The 16642-nt window shown below is 73.5% G+C and carries 15 protein-coding genes; 11 read left to right on the top strand and 4 right to left on the bottom strand.

Annotated elements, in window-relative coordinates:
• Positions 1-226 precede the first annotated feature (226 nt).
• Both JQX11_RS31300 and JQX11_RS31295 read left to right on the top strand, forming a co-directional pair.
• A complete protein-coding gene (locus JQX11_RS31300; protein WP_204928523.1) occupies positions 227-799 on the top strand; it encodes a winged helix-turn-helix domain-containing protein in 573 nt (190 codons plus the stop codon).
• Positions 796-2058 carry an MFS transporter gene (locus JQX11_RS31295; protein ID WP_307826463.1) on the top strand — a complete coding sequence of 421 codons (1263 nt, stop codon included), beginning with the start codon at positions 796-798 and terminating at the stop codon, positions 2056-2058. Before JQX11_RS31300 ends, JQX11_RS31295 begins: the two co-directional genes overlap by 4 nt.
• A gap of 365 nt (positions 2059-2423) precedes the next feature.
• On the opposite strand, the gene JQX11_RS31290 is transcribed toward JQX11_RS31295, so the two are convergent.
• Both JQX11_RS31290 and JQX11_RS31285 read right to left on the bottom strand, forming a co-directional pair.
• A complete protein-coding gene (locus tag JQX11_RS31290; protein WP_204928522.1) occupies positions 2424-2837 on the bottom strand; it encodes a type II toxin-antitoxin system Phd/YefM family antitoxin in 414 nt (137 codons plus the stop codon).
• A gap of 85 nt (positions 2838-2922) precedes the next feature.
• Positions 2923-4662, bottom strand: a complete 1740-nt coding sequence (locus JQX11_RS31285; protein WP_204928521.1) for a M28 family peptidase — start codon at positions 4660-4662, stop codon at positions 2923-2925.
• Between the two features lie 278 nt (positions 4663-4940).
• Between JQX11_RS31285 and JQX11_RS31280 the strand changes: the two genes are divergently transcribed.
• The 4 genes from JQX11_RS31280 (at position 4941) to JQX11_RS31265 (ending at position 9602) form a co-directional block, all read left to right on the top strand.
• Positions 4941-5465, top strand: coding sequence for a PadR family transcriptional regulator (locus JQX11_RS31280; RefSeq protein ID WP_204928520.1), 525 nt, complete (start codon positions 4941-4943; stop codon positions 5463-5465).
• Positions 5462-6142 (top strand): ABC transporter ATP-binding protein, encoded by a 681-nt coding sequence (locus JQX11_RS31275; protein ID WP_204928519.1) that lies wholly within the window; start codon positions 5462-5464, stop codon positions 6140-6142. Before JQX11_RS31280 ends, JQX11_RS31275 begins: the two co-directional genes overlap by 4 nt.
• Entirely contained in the window at positions 6139-8418 is a 2280-nt protein-coding gene (locus tag JQX11_RS31270; RefSeq protein ID WP_204928518.1) for an FtsX-like permease family protein, read from the top strand. Before JQX11_RS31275 ends, JQX11_RS31270 begins: the two co-directional genes overlap by 4 nt.
• Positions 8419-8534: 116 nt before the next feature.
• Positions 8535-9602: a helix-turn-helix transcriptional regulator gene (locus JQX11_RS31265; protein ID WP_204928517.1), complete on the top strand. Its 1068-nt coding sequence runs from the start codon at positions 8535-8537 to the stop codon at positions 9600-9602.
• On the opposite strand, the gene JQX11_RS31260 is transcribed toward JQX11_RS31265, so the two are convergent.
• Positions 9549-11048 carry a carboxylesterase/lipase family protein gene (locus JQX11_RS31260; protein WP_204928516.1) on the bottom strand — a complete coding sequence of 500 codons (1500 nt, stop codon included), beginning with the start codon at positions 11046-11048 and terminating at the stop codon, positions 9549-9551. The two genes, JQX11_RS31265 and JQX11_RS31260, sit on opposite strands and share 54 nt — an antisense overlap.
• A 106-nt stretch (positions 11049-11154) precedes the next feature.
• Positions 11155-11736: an HD domain-containing protein gene (locus tag JQX11_RS31255; RefSeq protein ID WP_204928515.1), complete on the bottom strand. Its 582-nt coding sequence runs from the start codon at positions 11734-11736 to the stop codon at positions 11155-11157.
• A 480-nt stretch (positions 11737-12216) separates the two neighbouring features.
• Here JQX11_RS31255 and JQX11_RS31250 point away from each other — a divergent pair, with 480 nt between their 5' ends.
• From JQX11_RS31250 to JQX11_RS31235, 5 genes are all read left to right on the top strand, one after another.
• Positions 12217-13386: a helix-turn-helix domain-containing protein gene (locus tag JQX11_RS31250; protein ID WP_204928514.1), complete on the top strand. Its 1170-nt coding sequence runs from the start codon at positions 12217-12219 to the stop codon at positions 13384-13386.
• Between the two features lie 520 nt (positions 13387-13906).
• Entirely contained in the window at positions 13907-14182 is a 276-nt protein-coding gene (locus tag JQX11_RS31245) for a hypothetical protein (protein WP_204928513.1), read from the top strand.
• Positions 14183-14389: 207 nt separating this feature from the next.
• Positions 14390-14512 carry a hypothetical protein gene (locus JQX11_RS33240; RefSeq protein WP_269757008.1) on the top strand — a complete coding sequence of 41 codons (123 nt, stop codon included), beginning with the start codon at positions 14390-14392 and terminating at the stop codon, positions 14510-14512.
• Positions 14509-15726: a helix-turn-helix domain-containing protein gene (locus tag JQX11_RS31240; RefSeq protein WP_204928512.1), complete on the top strand. Its 1218-nt coding sequence runs from the start codon at positions 14509-14511 to the stop codon at positions 15724-15726. Before JQX11_RS33240 ends, JQX11_RS31240 begins: the two co-directional genes overlap by 4 nt.
• 180 nt (positions 15727-15906) lie before the next feature.
• Positions 15907-16428, top strand: a complete 522-nt coding sequence (locus tag JQX11_RS31235; protein ID WP_204928511.1) for a hypothetical protein — start codon at positions 15907-15909, stop codon at positions 16426-16428.
• Positions 16429-16642: the final 214 nt, after the last annotated feature.

The raw sequence follows: 16642 nt of genomic DNA, 5'->3' as shown, positions 1-16642 counted from the left end.
AACGCCCCCGGCCCGGTGGACGCCGCCGACCCGGTTGCGGGGGTCACCGCCGGCACGGTCATCGGCACCGCCTCTGTTCCTGGTCCCGGCCGGGTCCGCGTCAGCCGTCGCTCCGTCGCATTCTCCCCGCCGCGCCCGCGCCCCGCAGCGCGGCGCCACCGCGGCGCGCCACCACGATTCCACAAGACTTCTTGTACTTCATGTCTTGTACTTCTAGGGTGGGCACATGACGGAGGAACCCACCCGGCACCTGACCGACCCCCGGGCGATGCGCGCGCTCGCCCACCCGACCCGCTTGCGACTGCTCGGCGAGCTGCGGGTGCGGGGCCCGCGCACCGTCGGCATGCTCAGCGACGCCATCGACGAGGCGGTCGGTTCGGTCAGCTACCACCTGGGCAAGCTGGCCGAACACGGCTTCGTCGAGGAGGCCCCCGAGCACGCCCGCGACCGCCGGGAACACTGGTGGCGGGCGACCCACGCCCGGACCTCCTGGGAGCCGGTCGAGATGCTCGCCGACCCGGAACGCCGGACCGCCTCCGACCTGCTGCGCCGCGCCGTGCTCGACCGGTACGCGGAACGCCTCGGCCACTACCTCGACGTCGAGGCGACCCTCGACCCGCAGTGGGTGCGCGGCACCGCCAGCAGCGACTCCTGGCTGCACCTGACCAGCGACGAGCTGATCGAACTGCGGGCCGACCTGGAGGCGCTGGCCGCCCGCTGGCAGGCCCGCAGCGACCCCGCCCGGCCGGGGGCCGAGACGGTGACGCTGATGTACCACGCCTTCCGGGACCCGCGGTGACGCCGCGTCGCCGCGCCCCGCTGGTCGGCCTGCTGCTCGGGCACACCGTCTCGCTCACCGGCAACATGCTCACCCTGATCGCGCTGCCGCTCTACGTGCTCGCCGAGACCGGCTCGCCCGCCGCCACCGGCCTGACCGGCGCGGCAGCCACCGTGCCGGTGGTGCTCGGCGGCGCGCTCGGCGGGGTGCTGGTGGACCGGATCGGCTACCGGCGGGCCAGCGTCCTGGCCGACGTGGTCTCCGGGCTGACGGTGGCGGCCGTGCCGCTGCTCGACGCCACCGTCGGCCTGCCGTTCTGGGCGCTGCTCGTGCTCGTCTTCGCCAGCGGCCTGCTCGACACCCCCGGGCAGACCGCCCGCAACGCCCTGCTGCCGGAGGCGGCCACCGCCGCCGGGGTGCCACTGGAGCGGGCCGTCGGCTGGTACGAGGCCAGCGAGCGGGGTGCCCGGCTGGTCGGCGCCCCGGTGGCCGGACTGCTCGTCGCCACCCTCGGCGCGCTGCCCGTGTTGGCCCTGGACGCCGCCACCTTCGCGGTCTCGGCGCTGGTCGTGGCGCTGCTGGTGCCCCGGTCGCTGCGTCCCGCCACGCCCACCGACCCGGCCGGCGGCGGCTACTGGCGGGAATTCGCCGCCGGGGTGCGGTTCCTGACCCGGGAGCCGCTGCTGCGCGCGGTGGTGCTGCTGGTGCTGGTGACCAACTTCTTCGACGCGACCAAGAGCAGCGTGCTGCTACCGGTGGTGGCCGACCGGGAACTCGGCGGGGCCACCGCGTTCGGCCTGCTGGTCGGCGCGATGGGCGGCGGCGCGCTGGCCGGGTCGCTGCTGTTCAGCGCGGTCGGCCACCGGCTACCCCGCCGGGCCACCTTCGTCACCGCCTTCGCCGTCGCCGGTGGACCACCCTTCTGGGCGCTGGCCGCCGCGCCACCGTTGCCCTGGATCGTCGGGGTCTTCGCCCTGTCCGGATTCGCCGCCGGGGCGATCAACCCGCTGCTCGGCGCGGTGGAGCTGGAACGGGTGCCGGCCCACCTGCGGGCCCGGGTGTTCGGGGTGATCGGGGCGGGCTGCTGGGCCGGCATGCCGCTGGGGGCGCTCGCCGCCGGGATCGCCGTCGACGGCTTCGGCACCACGCCCGTCCTGCTCACCGTGGGCGGCTGCTACCTGCTGGTGGTGCTCACCCCGCTACTCGGCGGCCCCTGGCGCACAATGTCCCGCCCGACCGCCCCCGACCACCAGGCCCAGAGCCCCACCCCGGTCAGCTGACCGACCCCCACCCCTGTTCCCCGGCCCCGCTCCCTGTTCCCCCGGCCCCCGGCCCCGGCTCGCCGCTCCCGGTGATCAAGAGGTTTGCGTCAACTTGAAGATCGAAGTTGACGCAAACCTCTTGATCACTTGACGCAAACTTCTTGATCACCGGGGCGAGGTGGACCGGGGTGGGGCCAGGATGGGATGGAATGGGCGGGGGTGGGATGGGCGGGGCCGGGCGCGGTGAGGCGGGGCGCGATGCGTCTGGCGGGGGGCGTGCAGGCGCGGTGCGGGTGGGGACCGACCCGGGCGTCGGGCCGGAGGCAGGCCGGAGCCAGGCCAGGCCAGAGGCAGGCCAGGCCGGAGGCGGGTTGGCCCGGGGGTCAGTCGCGGCGTAGGTCGGCGTGGGCGGCGCGGAGCCGGTCCACGGCCGGGTCGGTGCCGGGTGGGACGTGCCGGTCGAGTGCGGCCCAGACCTCGGCGAGGGCGTCGGTCACGGCCCGCAGCTCGGCGGCGTGCCGCAGGGCGCCCTGCCGGTGCGACTCCTCCAGCCGGCGGGCCCAACCCGCCGTCACGGTGGCGAGGCGTTCACCGTCGGCGCGGGCCTGGGCGGCGCTGCGGGCGGCGGGGGCCGGCACGATCGCGGCGACCGGCCGGGGGTCGCCGTCGCGGGTGACCAGGGTGACCGTGTCGGTCAGCTCGGCCATCGCGATCAGCTGGGTCAGCCGGGTACGCAGCTCGCGCAGCGGCACGGATCGGGGTTGACCACTGTGGTGGGACAGCGCGGGGGCAGCCATGCCCCCATGGTCCGACCCGGGTACGACATTTACCGCCATGACGGTCCGGGTGGGGTGGACCAGGCGTCCACCCCACCCGGGTCGGTCAGCTCGCCTGCAACGTCACGTCGTCGATGACGAAGCTGGTCTGCAGCGAGGAGTCCTCGGTGCCGGTGAACTTCAGGGTCACCGTCTGCCCGGCGTACGCGCCCACGTCGAACGAGCGCAGCGTGTAGCCGCTGGCCTTGTTGAGGTTGGAGTACGTGGCCAGCGTGGTGCTGCCGACCTGGACCACCAGCTTGTCGTACGCGACGGTGGTGGTCCGCTCGGCGGTGTCGATGTGCAGGTAGAAGGCGAGGGTGTAGGAGGAGCAGCCGGCCGGCACGGTCACCGACTGGGACAGCGTGTCGGTGCTGGTGCTGCCGTTGCCGTTGAGCCACGCCTTGTAGGAACCGGTGCGGGCCGGCTGGCTGGACGAGTTGGTGATGACGCCGGTGGTGGCCGTCCACGGGCTGGTGCCGGACTCGAAGCCACCGTTGCCGACGACCTGCCCGCCGGTGCAGCTCCCGGTGCCGCCGGTGACGGTCAGGGTGTAGCTGGCCGTCCGGGTGGCCGAGCCGGTGCCGGTCACGGTCAGCGTGAAGGTGCCGAGGCTGGCGCTCGACGACGCGCTGACCGTCATGGTGGCCGAGCCGCCGGAGGTGACCGACGACGGGCTGAACGAGACGCTCACGCCGCTGGGCGCGCCGGAGGCCGACAGCGCGACGGTCTGGGCGCTGCCGCTGGTGGTGGCGGTGCTGACCGTGGCGGTGGTGGAGCCGCCCCGGGCGACGCCGCCGGCGGTGGGGCTGACCGCGACCGAGAAGTCGTTGGTCGGGGTGCCGCCGCCGACCGCGAGGTCCCAGATGGCGTACGCGACGCCGTCGGCGCTGCGGTTGAGCCCGGTGGCGTTGATGTTGCTGGTGGTGTCGCAGGACGAGTGGTAGCACGGGTCGTACGCGGCGTTGGCGGTGCCACCCCACTTGCTGGCCTGGGCGCTGCTCTTGCGGGCGCTGGCCCCCATCGCGTAGCCCGAGGTGGGGATGCCGGCCTGCTGGAACGAGTAGTCGTCGGAGCGGCCCTGGCCCTCGGTGTTCTCCTCCGGCGACAGCCCGAGGGAGTCCCAGTACGCCTTGAGCGGCGCGGCGGTGGTGGAGGTGACCCGGTTGATGAAGTAGCCGCCGTTGGTCGAGGCGACCATGTCGAAGTTGTAGTACCCCTTGATGTAGCCCTTCTGGGCGGTGGTCAGGGAGTTGACGTAGAACTTCGAGCCCTGCAGGCCCTGCTCCTCGCCGTTCCACCAGGCGAACCGGACCCGCTTGGTCATGGTCGGGCTCTGCTGGGCGAGCACCAGGGCGTTCTCCAGCAGCACCGACGAGCCGGAGCCGTTGTCGTTGATGCCCGGTCCGGCGGCGACGCCGTCGAGGTGCGCGCCGAACATGATCACGTCGTCGGCGGGGCCCTGCGGCCACTCGGCGATCACGTTGTTGCCCCGGTAGGTGCAGGTGGTGCAGGTCTGCTCGGTGACCGTGTAGCCGGCGGCCTGGAGCTTGGACTTCACGTAGGCGACCGAGGCGGTGTAGCCGGCCGAGCCGGCCCGCCGGTTGCCGCCGTTGCTGGTGGCGATGCTCTGGAACTGGGCCAGGTGCGCCTGCACGTTGGCGACCTGGACGTCCGGCGCGGCGAGCGCGGCGACGGCCGGCGCGGCGGTGGCCGGCCGGGCGGTCGGGGTGGCCGAGGCCGGTGGCGCGGCCAGGGCGAGCGTCACCGCGGTGACGGCGGCGATCGCCAGGGTTCTGCGCTTCATGCGAGCTCCTCATGGGGGTCGGCGGGGCATCCGCCCAGGCGTCACCGTCCCGTCTGTCGGAGGCGACCGGGGGGTGGACGGGAGACCCGCGATCCGGGGGTGGGATCGCGGCGGAAACGCCGGGGAAGCAAACACTGACATGTATCAATCTGCGGGTCAATGCGTCGGACGGTGTCACATTCGCGGACGCCGGAGGTCGCGACGCCGGACACCGGCCGGGACGGGGTCGGCGCGGGGTGTAGACAACGCGCGTATACGCGGTGTGTATAGTCCCCCGCATGTCCATCGGCCAGACCTTCCTCGGCCTGCTGGAGGCAACCCCCCGGCACGGCTACGACATCAAACGGCGCTACGACGAACACTTCGGCCATTCCCGCCCGGTCGCCTACGGCCAGGTCTACGCGACCCTGTCCCGGCTGCTGCGCGGCGGCCTCGTCGAGGTGGAGGCGGTCGAGCCGGGCGAGGGCCCCGACCGCAAGCGGTACGCCATCACCGAGGCGGGCGTCGCCGACGTGGCGCAGTGGCTGGCCCGCCCGGAACAGCCCGAGCCCTACCTGCAGAGCGTGCTCTACACCAAGGTCGTGCTCGCCCTGCTCACCGGCCGCGAGGCGGCCGAACTGCTCGACGTGCAGCGCGCCGAGCACCTGCGCCTGATGCGGGAACTGACCCGGCGCAAGCGCGGCGGCGATTTCGCCGAACAGTTGATCTGCGATCACGCACTCTTCCACCTGGAGGCCGACTTGCGCTGGCTGGAACTGACCACCGCCCGGCTCGACGAGCTGGCCGCGCGGGTACGCGCATGAGCGCCCCGCTGCTGGTCGCCGAGGGCCTGCACCGCAGCTTCGGCGAGACCGTCGCCCTGGTCGACGCCGGGCTGCGCATCGACGAGGGCGAGGTGGTCGCGGTGCTCGGCTCGTCCGGCTCCGGCAAGTCCACCCTGCTGCACTGCCTGGCCGGGATCGTCCGCCCCGACCGGGGCCGGGTCGTCTTCGACGGCCGGGACCTGGTGACGATGACCGACGCCCAGCGCAGCGCCCTGCGCCGGGAGGCCTTCGGGTTCGTCTTCCAGTTCGGCCAGCTGGTGCCCGAGCTGACCTGCCTGGAGAACGTCGCCCTGCCGCTGCGGCTGGCCCGCGTCGGCCGCCGCGAGGCCGAGCAGCGGGCCGGGCAGTGGCTGGAACGGCTGGAGGTCACCGAGGTGGCCGGTAAGCGCCCCGGCGAGGTCTCCGGCGGCCAGGGGCAACGCGTCGCCGTCGCCCGCGCGCTGGTCACCCGCCCCCGGGTGATCTTCGCCGACGAACCGACCGGCGCACTGGACTCGCTCAACGGCGAACGGGTCATGCGGCTGCTCACCGAGGCCGCCCGGGACACCGGGGCCGCGGTGGTGCTGGTCACCCACGAGGCACGGGTGGCCGCGTACTCCGACCGGGAGGTCGTGGTGCGCGACGGGCGGACCCGCAACCTGGAGGTGGCGGCGTGACCGGTCGGGGCGCGCTCGCGGACCTGGCGATGGGTGCCCGGATGGCGCTCACCGGCGGCCGGGAGGGTTGGACCCGGGCGCTGCTCACCGCCGTCGGCGTCGGCATCGGGGTGGCCATGCTGCTGCTGGCCACCGCCGTGCCCGGGGCGCTCGACGCCCGGCAGGCGCGCGGCGACGCCCGCGACGACCTGCGGTTCGGCGAACAGGTCGCGGCCGGTCCCGGCACCCTGCTGGTGCACGCGCTGGACACCGAGTTCCGGGGCCGGCCGGTCCGAGGCCGGCTGCTGCGGCCGGAGGGTCCGGCCGCGCCCGTCCCGCCGGGGCTGACCGCCCTGCCCGCCCCCGGCGAGGTGGTTGTCTCCCCCGCCCTGCGCCGGCTGCTCGACTCCTCAGACGGCCCGCTGTTCGCTCCCCGGCTGGGCGGCGCGAAGGTCACCGGGACCATCGCCGACGAGGGCCTCGCCGGCCCCAACGAACTGGCCTACTACCAGGGCGACGACCGGCTGTCCGACACGTCCGGGGCGACCCGGCTGGACAGCTTCGGCGGCGGACTGCCCGGCGAGGGGCTCGGCCCGGTGCTGATGCTCCTGGTGGCGGTCATCTTCGTGGTGCTGCTGCTGCCCATCGCGGTGTTCCTCGGCTCCGCCGTACGCTACGGCGGCGAACGACGTGACCGGCGGCTCGCCGCGCTGCGCCTGGTCGGCGCGGACACCACCATGGTCCGGCGGATCGCCGCCGGGGAGGCCGCCGCCGGCGCCCTGCTCGGGGTCGCCGTCGGCATCGGGTTCCTGCTCGTCGGCCGCCAACTGGTCCCGCTGGTCACCCTCTACGACATCAGCGTGTACGCCGCCGACATCCGGCCGCCCACCGCGCTGCTGCTGGCCGTCGTGCTGGCGGTGCCGGCACTGGCCGTGCTGGTGGCGATGTTGGCGCTACGCGCGGTCGTGGTGGAGCCGCTCGGGGTGGCCCGGCGCGGCACCCCGGTGCGCCGTCGACTCTGGTGGCGGCTGCTGCTGCCCGCGGCCGGCCTGGCCCTGCTGCTGCCCGTGGCCGGTCTACGCGAGGGCGACGGCGGGATGACCCGGTGGGTGGTGCCGGCCGGCGCGGTGCTGCTGCTGATCGGCACGGTCACCCTGCTGCCCTGGCTGACCGACCTGCTGGTACGGCGGCTGCGCGGCGGCCCGGTGTCCTGGCAGCTGGCGGTCCGCCGGGTGCAGCTGGACAGCGCCACCTCCGCCCGGCTGGTCAACGGCATCGCCGTCGCCGTCGCCGGCACCATCGGCCTGCAGATGCTCTTCGCCGGGATCGCCGGGGACTTCACCACCGCCAGCGGGCAGGACACCTCCCGGGCGCAGGTGCAGGTGCAGTTCCCGAACCAGCCGGACCTGACCCGGGTGCTGCGGCAGCTCGGCGGGGCCGAGGGGGTGACGGCAGCGACCGGCACCCTCAGCACCGGGGCCAACGTCGGCGCGCCGGACGGCCCACCGGTGGAGATCCGGGTCGGCGACTGCGCCGCGCTGGCCGAGTTCGCCCGCCTCGACCGGTGCGTGGACGGGGACACCTTCCTGGTGTCCGATCCGGGTGACCCTGCGGTCGTCCCCGCCGGCACGACGCTGACCGTCGAGGACGGGTCGCGGTGGCGGGTGCCCACCACCGCGCGGCCCGCGACGGCCCGGCCCGACCCGGCCGGCTGGCTGCAGAACGCGGTGCTGGTCACCCCCGGCGCGGTCGGCCCGCGGACCCTCGGTCCGCTGCGCTCGACGGTCTACCTCCAGCTCGACCCGGCCGCCCCCGACGCGGTCGAACACGTCCGCAACGCCACCGCCGCGATCGACCTGACCACCCCGGTGTCCGTGCTGTCCTCGACCATCGTGTCGCCCCGGTTCGCCGACATCCAGCGCGGCCTGGCCATCGGCACGGTCGTCACCCTGGCGCTGATCGCCACCAGCATGCTGGTCGGCACGTTGGAGCAGCTACGGGAACGCCGCCGCCTGCTGGCGATGCTGGTGGCGGTGGGCACCCGACGCAGCGCCCTCGGCTGGTCAGTGCTGTGGCAGACCGCCCTGCCGGTCGGGGTGGGGCTGGTGCTCGCCGCCGGCTTCGGGCTGGGCCTCGGCGCGGCCCTGCTGCGGATGGTGCAGGCCCCCGTCACGGTCGCCTGGCCGGTGGTCGGCTTCTCGGTCGGACTCGGCGCGTTGACCGTCCTGGTGATCACCGGCCTGAGCCTGCCCCTGCTGTGGCGGCTCACCCGCGCCGACGGGCTGCGCACCGAATGACCTCCCGGGTCCGGGTCGGCGACCGCGCCGACCCGGACCGGGTCGCGGTCGGGCCGACGCCGAGTCGCGGTGGTAGAGGCCAGGATGTGGCACCTACCACGGGCAGAATGAGATCCATGCCGACCACGTCCGCCCGACTGCTCGCCCTGCTGTCGCTGCTGCAGAGCCGTCGGGACTGGCCCGGCGGGGTGCTGGCCGAACGCCTCGGCATCAGCCTGCGGACCGTGCGCCGCGACGTCGACCGGCTGCGGGAACTCGGCTACCCCGTCGCCGCCGTCAAGGGCCCCGACGGGGGTTACCGGCTCGACGCCGGCACCGAACTGCCACCGCTGCTGTTCGACGACGAGCAGGCCGTCGCCCTCACCGTCGCGCTCCAGGTCGCGGCGACCGGCGCGGACGGTGCGCTGGCGGACGCCGCCGCACGGGCGCTGCAGACCGTACGGCAGGTGCTGCCCACCCGGCTGCGGCAGCGGGTCGGGGCGCTCAGCGTGACCGCCGTCGCCCGGCCCGCCACCACGCCGACCGCGCCGGTCGACGGCGGGGTGCTGCTGGCGCTCAGCGCCGCCGTGCGGACCCGCGAGATCCTGCGCTTCGACTACGGGCCCGACAGCACCGACGGGCCGGCCCGGCACGCCGAACCGCACCACGTCGTCACCTGGGACGGCCGGTGGTACCTCGTCGCCTGGGACCTCGACCGGGCCGACTGGCGGACCTTCCGCGTCGACCGGATCACCCTGCGCCCGCCCCACGGGCCGCGCTTCACTCCGAGGCCGCTGCCCGGCGGGGACGTCGCCACGTACCTCACCGGGGTGTTCCGGGGGTCGGCCGGCGGGTCGGCGGACTGGCCGTGCCGGGGCACCGTGCTGCTCGACCTGCCCGCGGCGACCGTCGCCCGGTACACCCGCGACGGCCTCGTCGAGGAGGTCGCCCCCGACCGGTGCCGGCTCACCCTCGGGTCGTGGTCCTGGGTGAGCCTCGCCGCCGCCGTCGCCCGGTACGACGCCGCGGTCACCGTCGTCGACCCGCCGCCGCTCGCCGACGCGTTCGCGCTGCTGGCCGACCGGTTCGCCCGCACCGCCACCGGTGCTGCCGCCGCCGGGAGGCCGCCGGGTTCCGCCGCCGGGACGCGGTCAGGCCAGCAGCGGGAGCGCGGCGAAGGTGTGGTCCCGCCACAGCAGCCGTGAGGTCTCCTCCGGGTACGCCACGACCGTCGGCCGCTCGTCGAAGATCCGGGTACGGCGACCGGCGTCGTACGGCGGCCAGCCGGGGTCGCCCGTCGCGGCGAACGCCGTCCACGCCCTGCGGAACTGCCCGGACAGCTCGTACGCCGCAGGAGGTGGATCACCGATCAGCATCGCGGGCTGCCCGCTGGTCAGGTTCCCGAAGACCAGCGGCACGTCCAGGCCGTGACAGGCACCGAGGCCACCGCCCAGGCCCGGGGCCGGCCAGGTCAGCTCGTAGAGGTGCGCCCGGCCACCACCGGCGAGTTGCGCCTCGGCCAGGTGCAGGCTCGGCATCCGGAACAGCCAGTCCGCGTTGACCAGCTCGTAGAGCTGCTCGTCGGTGGCGGCCGGGAACGCCTCCCGGTAGCGGCGGGCACCGTCCGGGCCCGGGGCCAGCATCCGCAGCGCCGTCCCGGTCCGCTCGGGCGTGACCTGGCCGAGCACCCCGTCGAGCAGGCTGAACAGCCGGTGCTCGTCGCGGGTGTGCCCGACGAGCAGGTCGACGTCGCGGGCGGCACCGTCGGCCAGCGCCCGCCACGGGGCCGCCGGCAGCACGTCGCCGTCGACGACCGGCGCGAACGGGATCGGCCGGTGGGTGATCTGTCCCCACCGTTCCCGCCACCTGACGATCCCGGCGGAGATCGCCTGCACCACGGCCGGCAGCCGGTCCGCAGCCACCGTCGACAGGTCGGCCAGGGTCGGTCGTACCCCCAGTTCGGCGGCGCAGGCGGCGGTGACGTCGGCGGCCAGCTCGGGCGAGAGGAACGTCCCCGGGACGCTCTGCGCGACCGCCCGTCGCAACAGCCCGGCGGCGCGCGGCATGGCCAGCAGCGCGGCGACCGCGCCGCCGCCGGCCGACTGCCCGAAGACCGTCACCCGGCCCGGGTCGCCGCCGAAGGCGCGGATGTTGTCCCGCACCCACTCCAGGGCCGCCACCTGGTCGAGCAGTCCCCGGTTGGCCGGGGCACCGTCGAGCAGCCCGAAACCCTCGAAGCCGAGGCGGTAGTTGAGCGTCACCACCACGGTCCCGCCGCCGGCGAGGTGCCCGCCGTCGTACTCCGGGAGGCCGGAACAGCCGACGAGGTAACCGCCACCGGGAATCCACACCAGCACCGGCAATCCCGCCGCCGGGTCCGGCTCCGGCGTCCAGACGTTGAGCGTCAGCCAGTCGTCGCCGGTGGCTTGTGGGGACGTCCCCAACGCGTCGGGCTGCGGGGGCGGCGGACCGAAGGCGAGCGCCGGGCGTACGCCGTCCCAGCCGCGTGCCGGCTGCGGTGCGGCGAACCGGTGGGCACCGACCGGCGGCTCGGCGTACGGGATGCCCCGGAACACCGCCCGGCCCGACTCCCGGCAGCCGCGCAGGACACCGGCCACGGTACGGACCTCCGGCTCGGACTCCGACGGCATGCTGGCCCCTCCCCGCTCCCGGTCGGCCGCAGCATCCCAGCGCCCGCCGACCACCGGCAAACCATTTAGGTCCGGAGGGGGAATCGAAGCGCCCGGTGCCTGGTGGCTATGCCGGGGGTGGGGGTGGGGTGAGCCAGGCGAGGGGTTGTCCGGTGAGGGCGGCGTCGGCGAGGCGGTGGGCGCTGGCGGTCTTGAGGGCCGCGCGTGAGCTGTCGATCCAGCGTTGGACGTTGTCGATGCCCTGGTGGCGGTACTCGACTGCTTGGACGAGGCATTCCAGCTTGTCGGCGTCGCGGGCGACGATGGCCTCCGGTGTCTCGCCCGCTTCGTACTCGGCGACAGCGGCGTTGACGAGGTCGGCGACGGCCGGCGGGCAGGCGGCGACCTGGTCGGCGGTGACGGTGGTGTTGGGTGCGGCGGTGAGGTAGCTCTTGGCGATGTGCGGGATGTCGGTGATCCGGGTTTCCTGGGTGTCGTGCAGGACGCACAGCATCGACACTCGGGCCGGGTCGGCACCTTTTATGGCGGCGAGCATCATCCCGATCAGCGCGGTCCGGAACGAGTGGTCGGCGATGGATTCGGGGTCTTTGATGCCGGCGAACCACCAACCGGTGCGGGCGGCGCGCTTGAGGACGCCGGCCTCGAAGATGAAGCGCATGGCTCCGACGGCGTCGTGGTCGTCGTTCATCTGCCCATCCCTGTGCCGGTGACTCCGTCTGCTCGCAGGCTGTAGACGATAGAGGTTAGTTCTTCGGCTGATTGCGGGGTTTCTCTCGATCGATTCGGATCATCCGTTCGGGACGTGACCCGCAGAGGTCGATCTGTAGGGTCAGCGCCTGCGTTCTGGCCAAGTGGCCCATGCAGCAGCGGCGGCGCAAAGCATGAGGCAGACGAATAGACAACTCAACGCACCACAGAGCACCATGGCCCCAGCCCCGATGCCTTCCATGGGCGTCAGCGTAGGCGCTCAGCCAGCCGTACTCCCAGCGTGCCCGGTGCAGCGATCAACACCGACCAGGTTTGGTGCGCTCGACGGAACGAACAGCCCTCAATGGAACACCCGGAAATTGCAGGTGAGGGGCGCTCGGCGCGCGATGTGTCGGGGTACCGTCTGGCGAGATGGCAGCCGGTTGCGGCTGCCTGGGCCTCGTGATCTTGGAGTGGCGCTATGGCCTCGTCCGTCGATCCGCGCTTCGGCGCAGCTCTGCGTGAGTTTCGGCAGCGGCGAGGTTTGTCGCTTCGTCTCCTGGGACAGCTTGCTCATCGGAGCAAGAGTCATCTGCACGAGTTGGAGGCGGGGCTCAAGGCTCCGACGGCCGACACGGCGCGTCACCTGGACCGGGTTCTCGAAGCGGGGGGCGTGCTTGCTCGGTTGGCGGATGCACCAGTCGACCATGCGGCCGAGGCCGGTGAGCTGCGGGCGAGAGTTGCCGCCAGCGATGTCAGCGGGGACATGCTCGATCGGATCGAGCAGGGCGTTGACGATCTGGCCAGTTCCTATCCGACGATGGCCCCGGCGGATCTCTTGCCATTGGTGCGGCGACATCTTGCCTATGTGGGGCGGCTGCTGGATGGACGGGTGACGCTTGGGCAGCAGCGGCGGTTGTTGGTGGCCGGTGGCTGGCTGGCGGTGCTGCGGGCAACGGTGCACATCGACCTACGGCAGCGGACCGCTGCGGTCGCTCATTTGCGAGCTGCTCATGATCTTGCCGAACATGCCGAGCATGGCGAGATCCAGGCGTGGTGTCTCGAAACCCGGGCCTGGGACGTGTTGACCCAAGGTGACTACCGGGCGGCACTCGATCTTTCCCGTCAAGCGCAGCGGGTCGCTCCGAAGGGGAGTTCTGCCCGCATTCAGGCGACTGCTCAGGAGGCTCGTGCATGGGCGCGGATCGGGGACATCGGCGCGACTCGGCAGGCGTTGGACCGGGTGGAGCGGCTGACGGCGAATCTGCCCGTTCCTGAGCGGGCCGAGCACCACTATCGCTACGACCCGGCCAAGGCCGCCGCGTACACGGCCACGACTTTGGCGTGGGCGGGTGACCCCGGTGCCGAGCAGGTGGCGCGGGCGGTACTGACCGAGCTGGACCCGTACGGCGACGGGGGAGCACGGCCCCGCCGGTCCGCGTCGGCCCGTCTCGACCTCGGTCTCGCCCTGGTCGCCGCCGGCCAGCCGGACGAGGCGGTCGCTGTGGGGGCGCAGGCAGTGACGTCCGGCCGGGTGGTGCCGTCGAACTGGTGGCGGGCTGCGGAGTTGCTGGCGAAGGTGGAGCAGTCGGGGGCACCAGAGGCGGCGACACTGCGTGACGCGTGCATGGAGTACGCACCCGGGCGGTAGCCACCAGCGGACAGCACACTCGGTTAGCGGACGCTCACCTTCTGGATCGGCGGCGAGCCAGGCGTAACGCTGAACCTCACTGAAGCCGGGCGCGGGACGAGGCACATCAGCAGGTGCCCTCCGCGTCCTGACGACGGAGGGTCGGCCACATGACGGTGAGTATCGGACTTTTACGGCGGGTCATCGGCCGAAACTTCCCGTCGTCGCCGTCGGCCGTCTCCGGCGTCGTCGGGGAACGCCTCCAGGCATGGGAGCGGGAGGCCGCTCGACGGCGGTTGTCGGGCCTGACGCGAGGCGTACCGCAGCACCCGGCCTCGGGCGGGAGTGCCTTGTCGTCGAAGCGGCACGTGTCGTACGACGAGTATCTATCGGCCACCGCTCTGACCCTCGCGCGCCGGCACCGGCCGATGTGGTGTTGGCGACGATGGCGGCACATCTGCCGGTGTGGAGCCGACCTGCCCTGCCATGCCCGGCACCGGCTTCCGATCCCGCGCGGCCACTGGCCCGGGGGCGGTGGGCGGTGACCAGCCACGGCCCGGTGCTGCCGATCTGGAACTGCGGCGGATGCGACCGACCCTGGCCGTGCCCGACCCGCCAGCAGGAACTGCGCGCCGAGTACGCCGACGCGCCGGTGTCGCTGGCCCTCTACCTCGGGGCCTCCTTCGTCCAGGCGGCCGAGGACATGCCCTGGGCATCTGCCGGCCCCCTGCACCGCCGCTTCGTCGGCTGGATCAGGCAGCCGCGAGAAGTACAGCAGAGACGTGCAGCAACCGTGCCAGCCGAAGCCGACCGGTAGTAGCCCCACCGGGCGGGACGGCCCCGGACGACATGCGATCCGTCCGGCCTGCCGACAGTTCACCACGGAATCGACCCCATGGAGGAGCGACCCCATGCAGCACGAGTCTGTCGTGAACCCCTGGTCCCATCACCACACCCCGGCAGACAGTCCCGCTGCCGGGGCCGGAGAGCGGGGGCACTCGTGATCTCCGGTGTGCTGTCGGTCGTGTTCGGGGGGTTGGTGCCGGGCTTCCTGCTCGGGCTGCTCGCGTTCCGGGTCAAGTCACGGTGGTGTCCCCGCTGCGGCGAGGCCACCCACACCATGCCGGTACCGGGGCACGACCGGTGACCGGCCCCGGCCGGCAGCGCCCCGGAAACGAGCCGGCGATCGGCCGCCGGATGGCCGAGCTACGCGCCCGGCGGGGCATGAGCCAGCAGGTCTTCGCCGACCGGATCGGCAAGTCGAAGAGCTGGGTCGACAAGGTGGAACGGGGGGTGCGTACCCTCGATCGGCTCTCCGTCATCGACACCGTGGCCGGCGCGCTCGGTGTCGCGCCGCAACTGTTGCTCGCCGGGCGGAACCCGCCGGCACCGGTCACCGACGTCGGTGCCGGCATGGAACGGGTCAGGGCGGCGCTGGCCCGGCACGACCCCCCAGCGTCCGTCCCGGGCGGTCCCCTGCTGCGGCAACTCGACGACCAGGCCGGATACGCCTGGGCGGCGTACCGCAACGGGCAGCACCCCCAGGTGCTGCGGATGCTGCCTGATCTGCTCGCCGACAGCCGTCACGCCGGCCACACCGGCCCGGTGGACCCGCCCGTCCTCGACCTGCTGGTGCGGGTGCACCGGCTCACCGCCCAGACGCTGGTCAAGCTCGGCGACGCCCACCTGGCCTGGCTGGCCGCCGACCGGGCCATGATGACCGCCACCCGTGGCGACCCGGTCCGGATCGGCCGGGCGGCGGTGACCCTCGCGCAGGTGCTCCGGGCGCTGCGGCGGGGCCGGCTGGCCAGGACCGCCGCCCTCACCGCCGTACGCCAGCTCGACCCGGCGGCGGCGCAGGGTGACCCGCCGGCGCTGGTCCTGACCGGGGCGCTGCTGATCGAGGCCGCCCTCGCCGCCGCCAGCTACGGCGACGCCGCCACCGCCCACGACCTGACCGAACGCGCCGCCCCGCTCGCCACCGCCGACGAACCGACCGACCCGGACGGCATCACGTTCGGGCCGACCAGCGTCGAGCTTGCCCGCGCCCTGGCCGCCACCCACCTCGGCGACCACCACCGGGCCGTCGACCTGCACCGCCGGGCCACCGGGCGGGAAGGCTGGCGGCAACTCCCCGCCGAGCACCGCGCCGCCCACCTCATCGACATCGCCCGCAGCCACCTCGACCTGGGCGACCCCGACGCCGCCGGGCGGGCCCTGCTCACCGCCGACCGCACCGCCCCCGGTGAGACCCGCACCCGCCCCGCCGCCCGTGCCGCCCTGACCGCCGTGCTCCGCGCGGGCCCCACCCCGGCCGACGTCGCCCGCCTCGCCGACACCATCGGGCTGACCCGCCCCTGACCTGTACACCTCGTGGCCGGACCGGCCGTGAAGTGATGTCCAGGAAGCGCACCTGACCATCAGCCGGCAAACCGCCAACGAGTTCGGACCGGTAAGCGGCTACTACGCCCATCGCCGGCCCTGAGCCCCAGTGGTCCTCCTGGCGTGGTCGATCTCCTGGGGGACAAGCACAATGACGGCATGAGTCTTGCCGCGGTCCGTGCGGATGTCGCGGTGATCGACGATCTGTTGCGGTACGTCGCCAAGCGCCCGGTCGACCTCAGCGATCCGAACGCGATGGCCGAGATCCGGAAGGCGCAGTCGCCGGTGGAGGAAGCCGGGGTGGCGGCCGAGGCGTCCGCCGCGCTCGATGCGCTGTTGGATGCGTACGAGACCGGCGGAGCGCCGGCCCGTGAGGAGGTCCGAGACATCTTTCGGGCTTACCCGTCCTTCCGCTGGGCTGCCCACCTACCGGTGGTGTGGAATTCGGTCGGAGAGTTCCGCCGACGACTTGTCCATGTCTCCGCTGTGGATCAGGGTGCCGATCCGCGCGACGAGCTGATGACGATCTGGTGGCTGTGCAACCGAGCCCGCGAGTGCGCCATCGACGTCGAACCGGTGCTCCGCGAGGTCGCGAACCTGTCATCCGACGCGGATCTCTACGGGTTCGGCTCGATGCAGATGCTGATCATGCGAGGGCTGGAGGTACACGACCTCGGCTAGCAGTCGCGACAGGGAGCCTGTCACGATCGTGGGCAGCCTCCCCACCCAGACCACCTGCTTGAGCCGGGCCGCCGCCATCGGCCTGACCCGCGCCTGAGCGCAGGAGGCGACGAGGGTCGCGGTTGTTGCCCCGCTGTTACGTCACGGTGCGGGCGCTGTGGCACAGGTGGCGCACCGTCGACTCGACCGGCCACCGTGGCCGGACACCGTCGAC

Origin of the sequence: Micromonospora humida (assembly GCF_016901255.1) — a bacterium.
GTDB lineage: Bacteria > Actinomycetota > Actinomycetes > Mycobacteriales > Micromonosporaceae > Micromonospora > Micromonospora wenchangensis.
The sequence above is the reverse complement of the archived record's forward strand: the minus strand, read 5'-3'. Positions and strand labels throughout refer to the sequence as shown.

Bases quoted from the DNA above. Each gene is read 5' to 3' on its own strand.
- JQX11_RS31250 (WP_204928514.1), top strand. From the start codon at position 12,217: ATGGCCTCGTCCGTCGATCCGCGCTTCGGCGCAGCTCTGCGTGAGTTT.
- JQX11_RS31235 (WP_204928511.1), top strand. From the start codon at position 15,907: ATGAGTCTTGCCGCGGTCCGTGCGGATGTCGCGGTGATCGACGATCTG.
- JQX11_RS31275 (WP_204928519.1), top strand. From the start codon at position 5,462: ATGAGCGCCCCGCTGCTGGTCGCCGAGGGCCTGCACCGCAGCTTCGGC.
- JQX11_RS31285 (WP_204928521.1), bottom strand. From the start codon at position 4,662: ATGAAGCGCAGAACCCTGGCGATCGCCGCCGTCACCGCGGTGACGCTC.
- JQX11_RS31255 (WP_204928515.1), bottom strand. From the start codon at position 11,736: ATGAACGACGACCACGACGCCGTCGGAGCCATGCGCTTCATCTTCGAG.
- JQX11_RS31265 (WP_204928517.1), top strand. From the start codon at position 8,535: ATGCCGACCACGTCCGCCCGACTGCTCGCCCTGCTGTCGCTGCTGCAG.
- JQX11_RS31300 (WP_204928523.1), top strand. From the start codon at position 227: ATGACGGAGGAACCCACCCGGCACCTGACCGACCCCCGGGCGATGCGC.
- JQX11_RS31280 (WP_204928520.1), top strand. From the start codon at position 4,941: ATGTCCATCGGCCAGACCTTCCTCGGCCTGCTGGAGGCAACCCCCCGG.
- JQX11_RS31290 (WP_204928522.1), bottom strand. From the start codon at position 2,837: ATGGCTGCCCCCGCGCTGTCCCACCACAGTGGTCAACCCCGATCCGTG.
- JQX11_RS31260 (WP_204928516.1), bottom strand. From the start codon at position 11,048: ATGCCGTCGGAGTCCGAGCCGGAGGTCCGTACCGTGGCCGGTGTCCTG.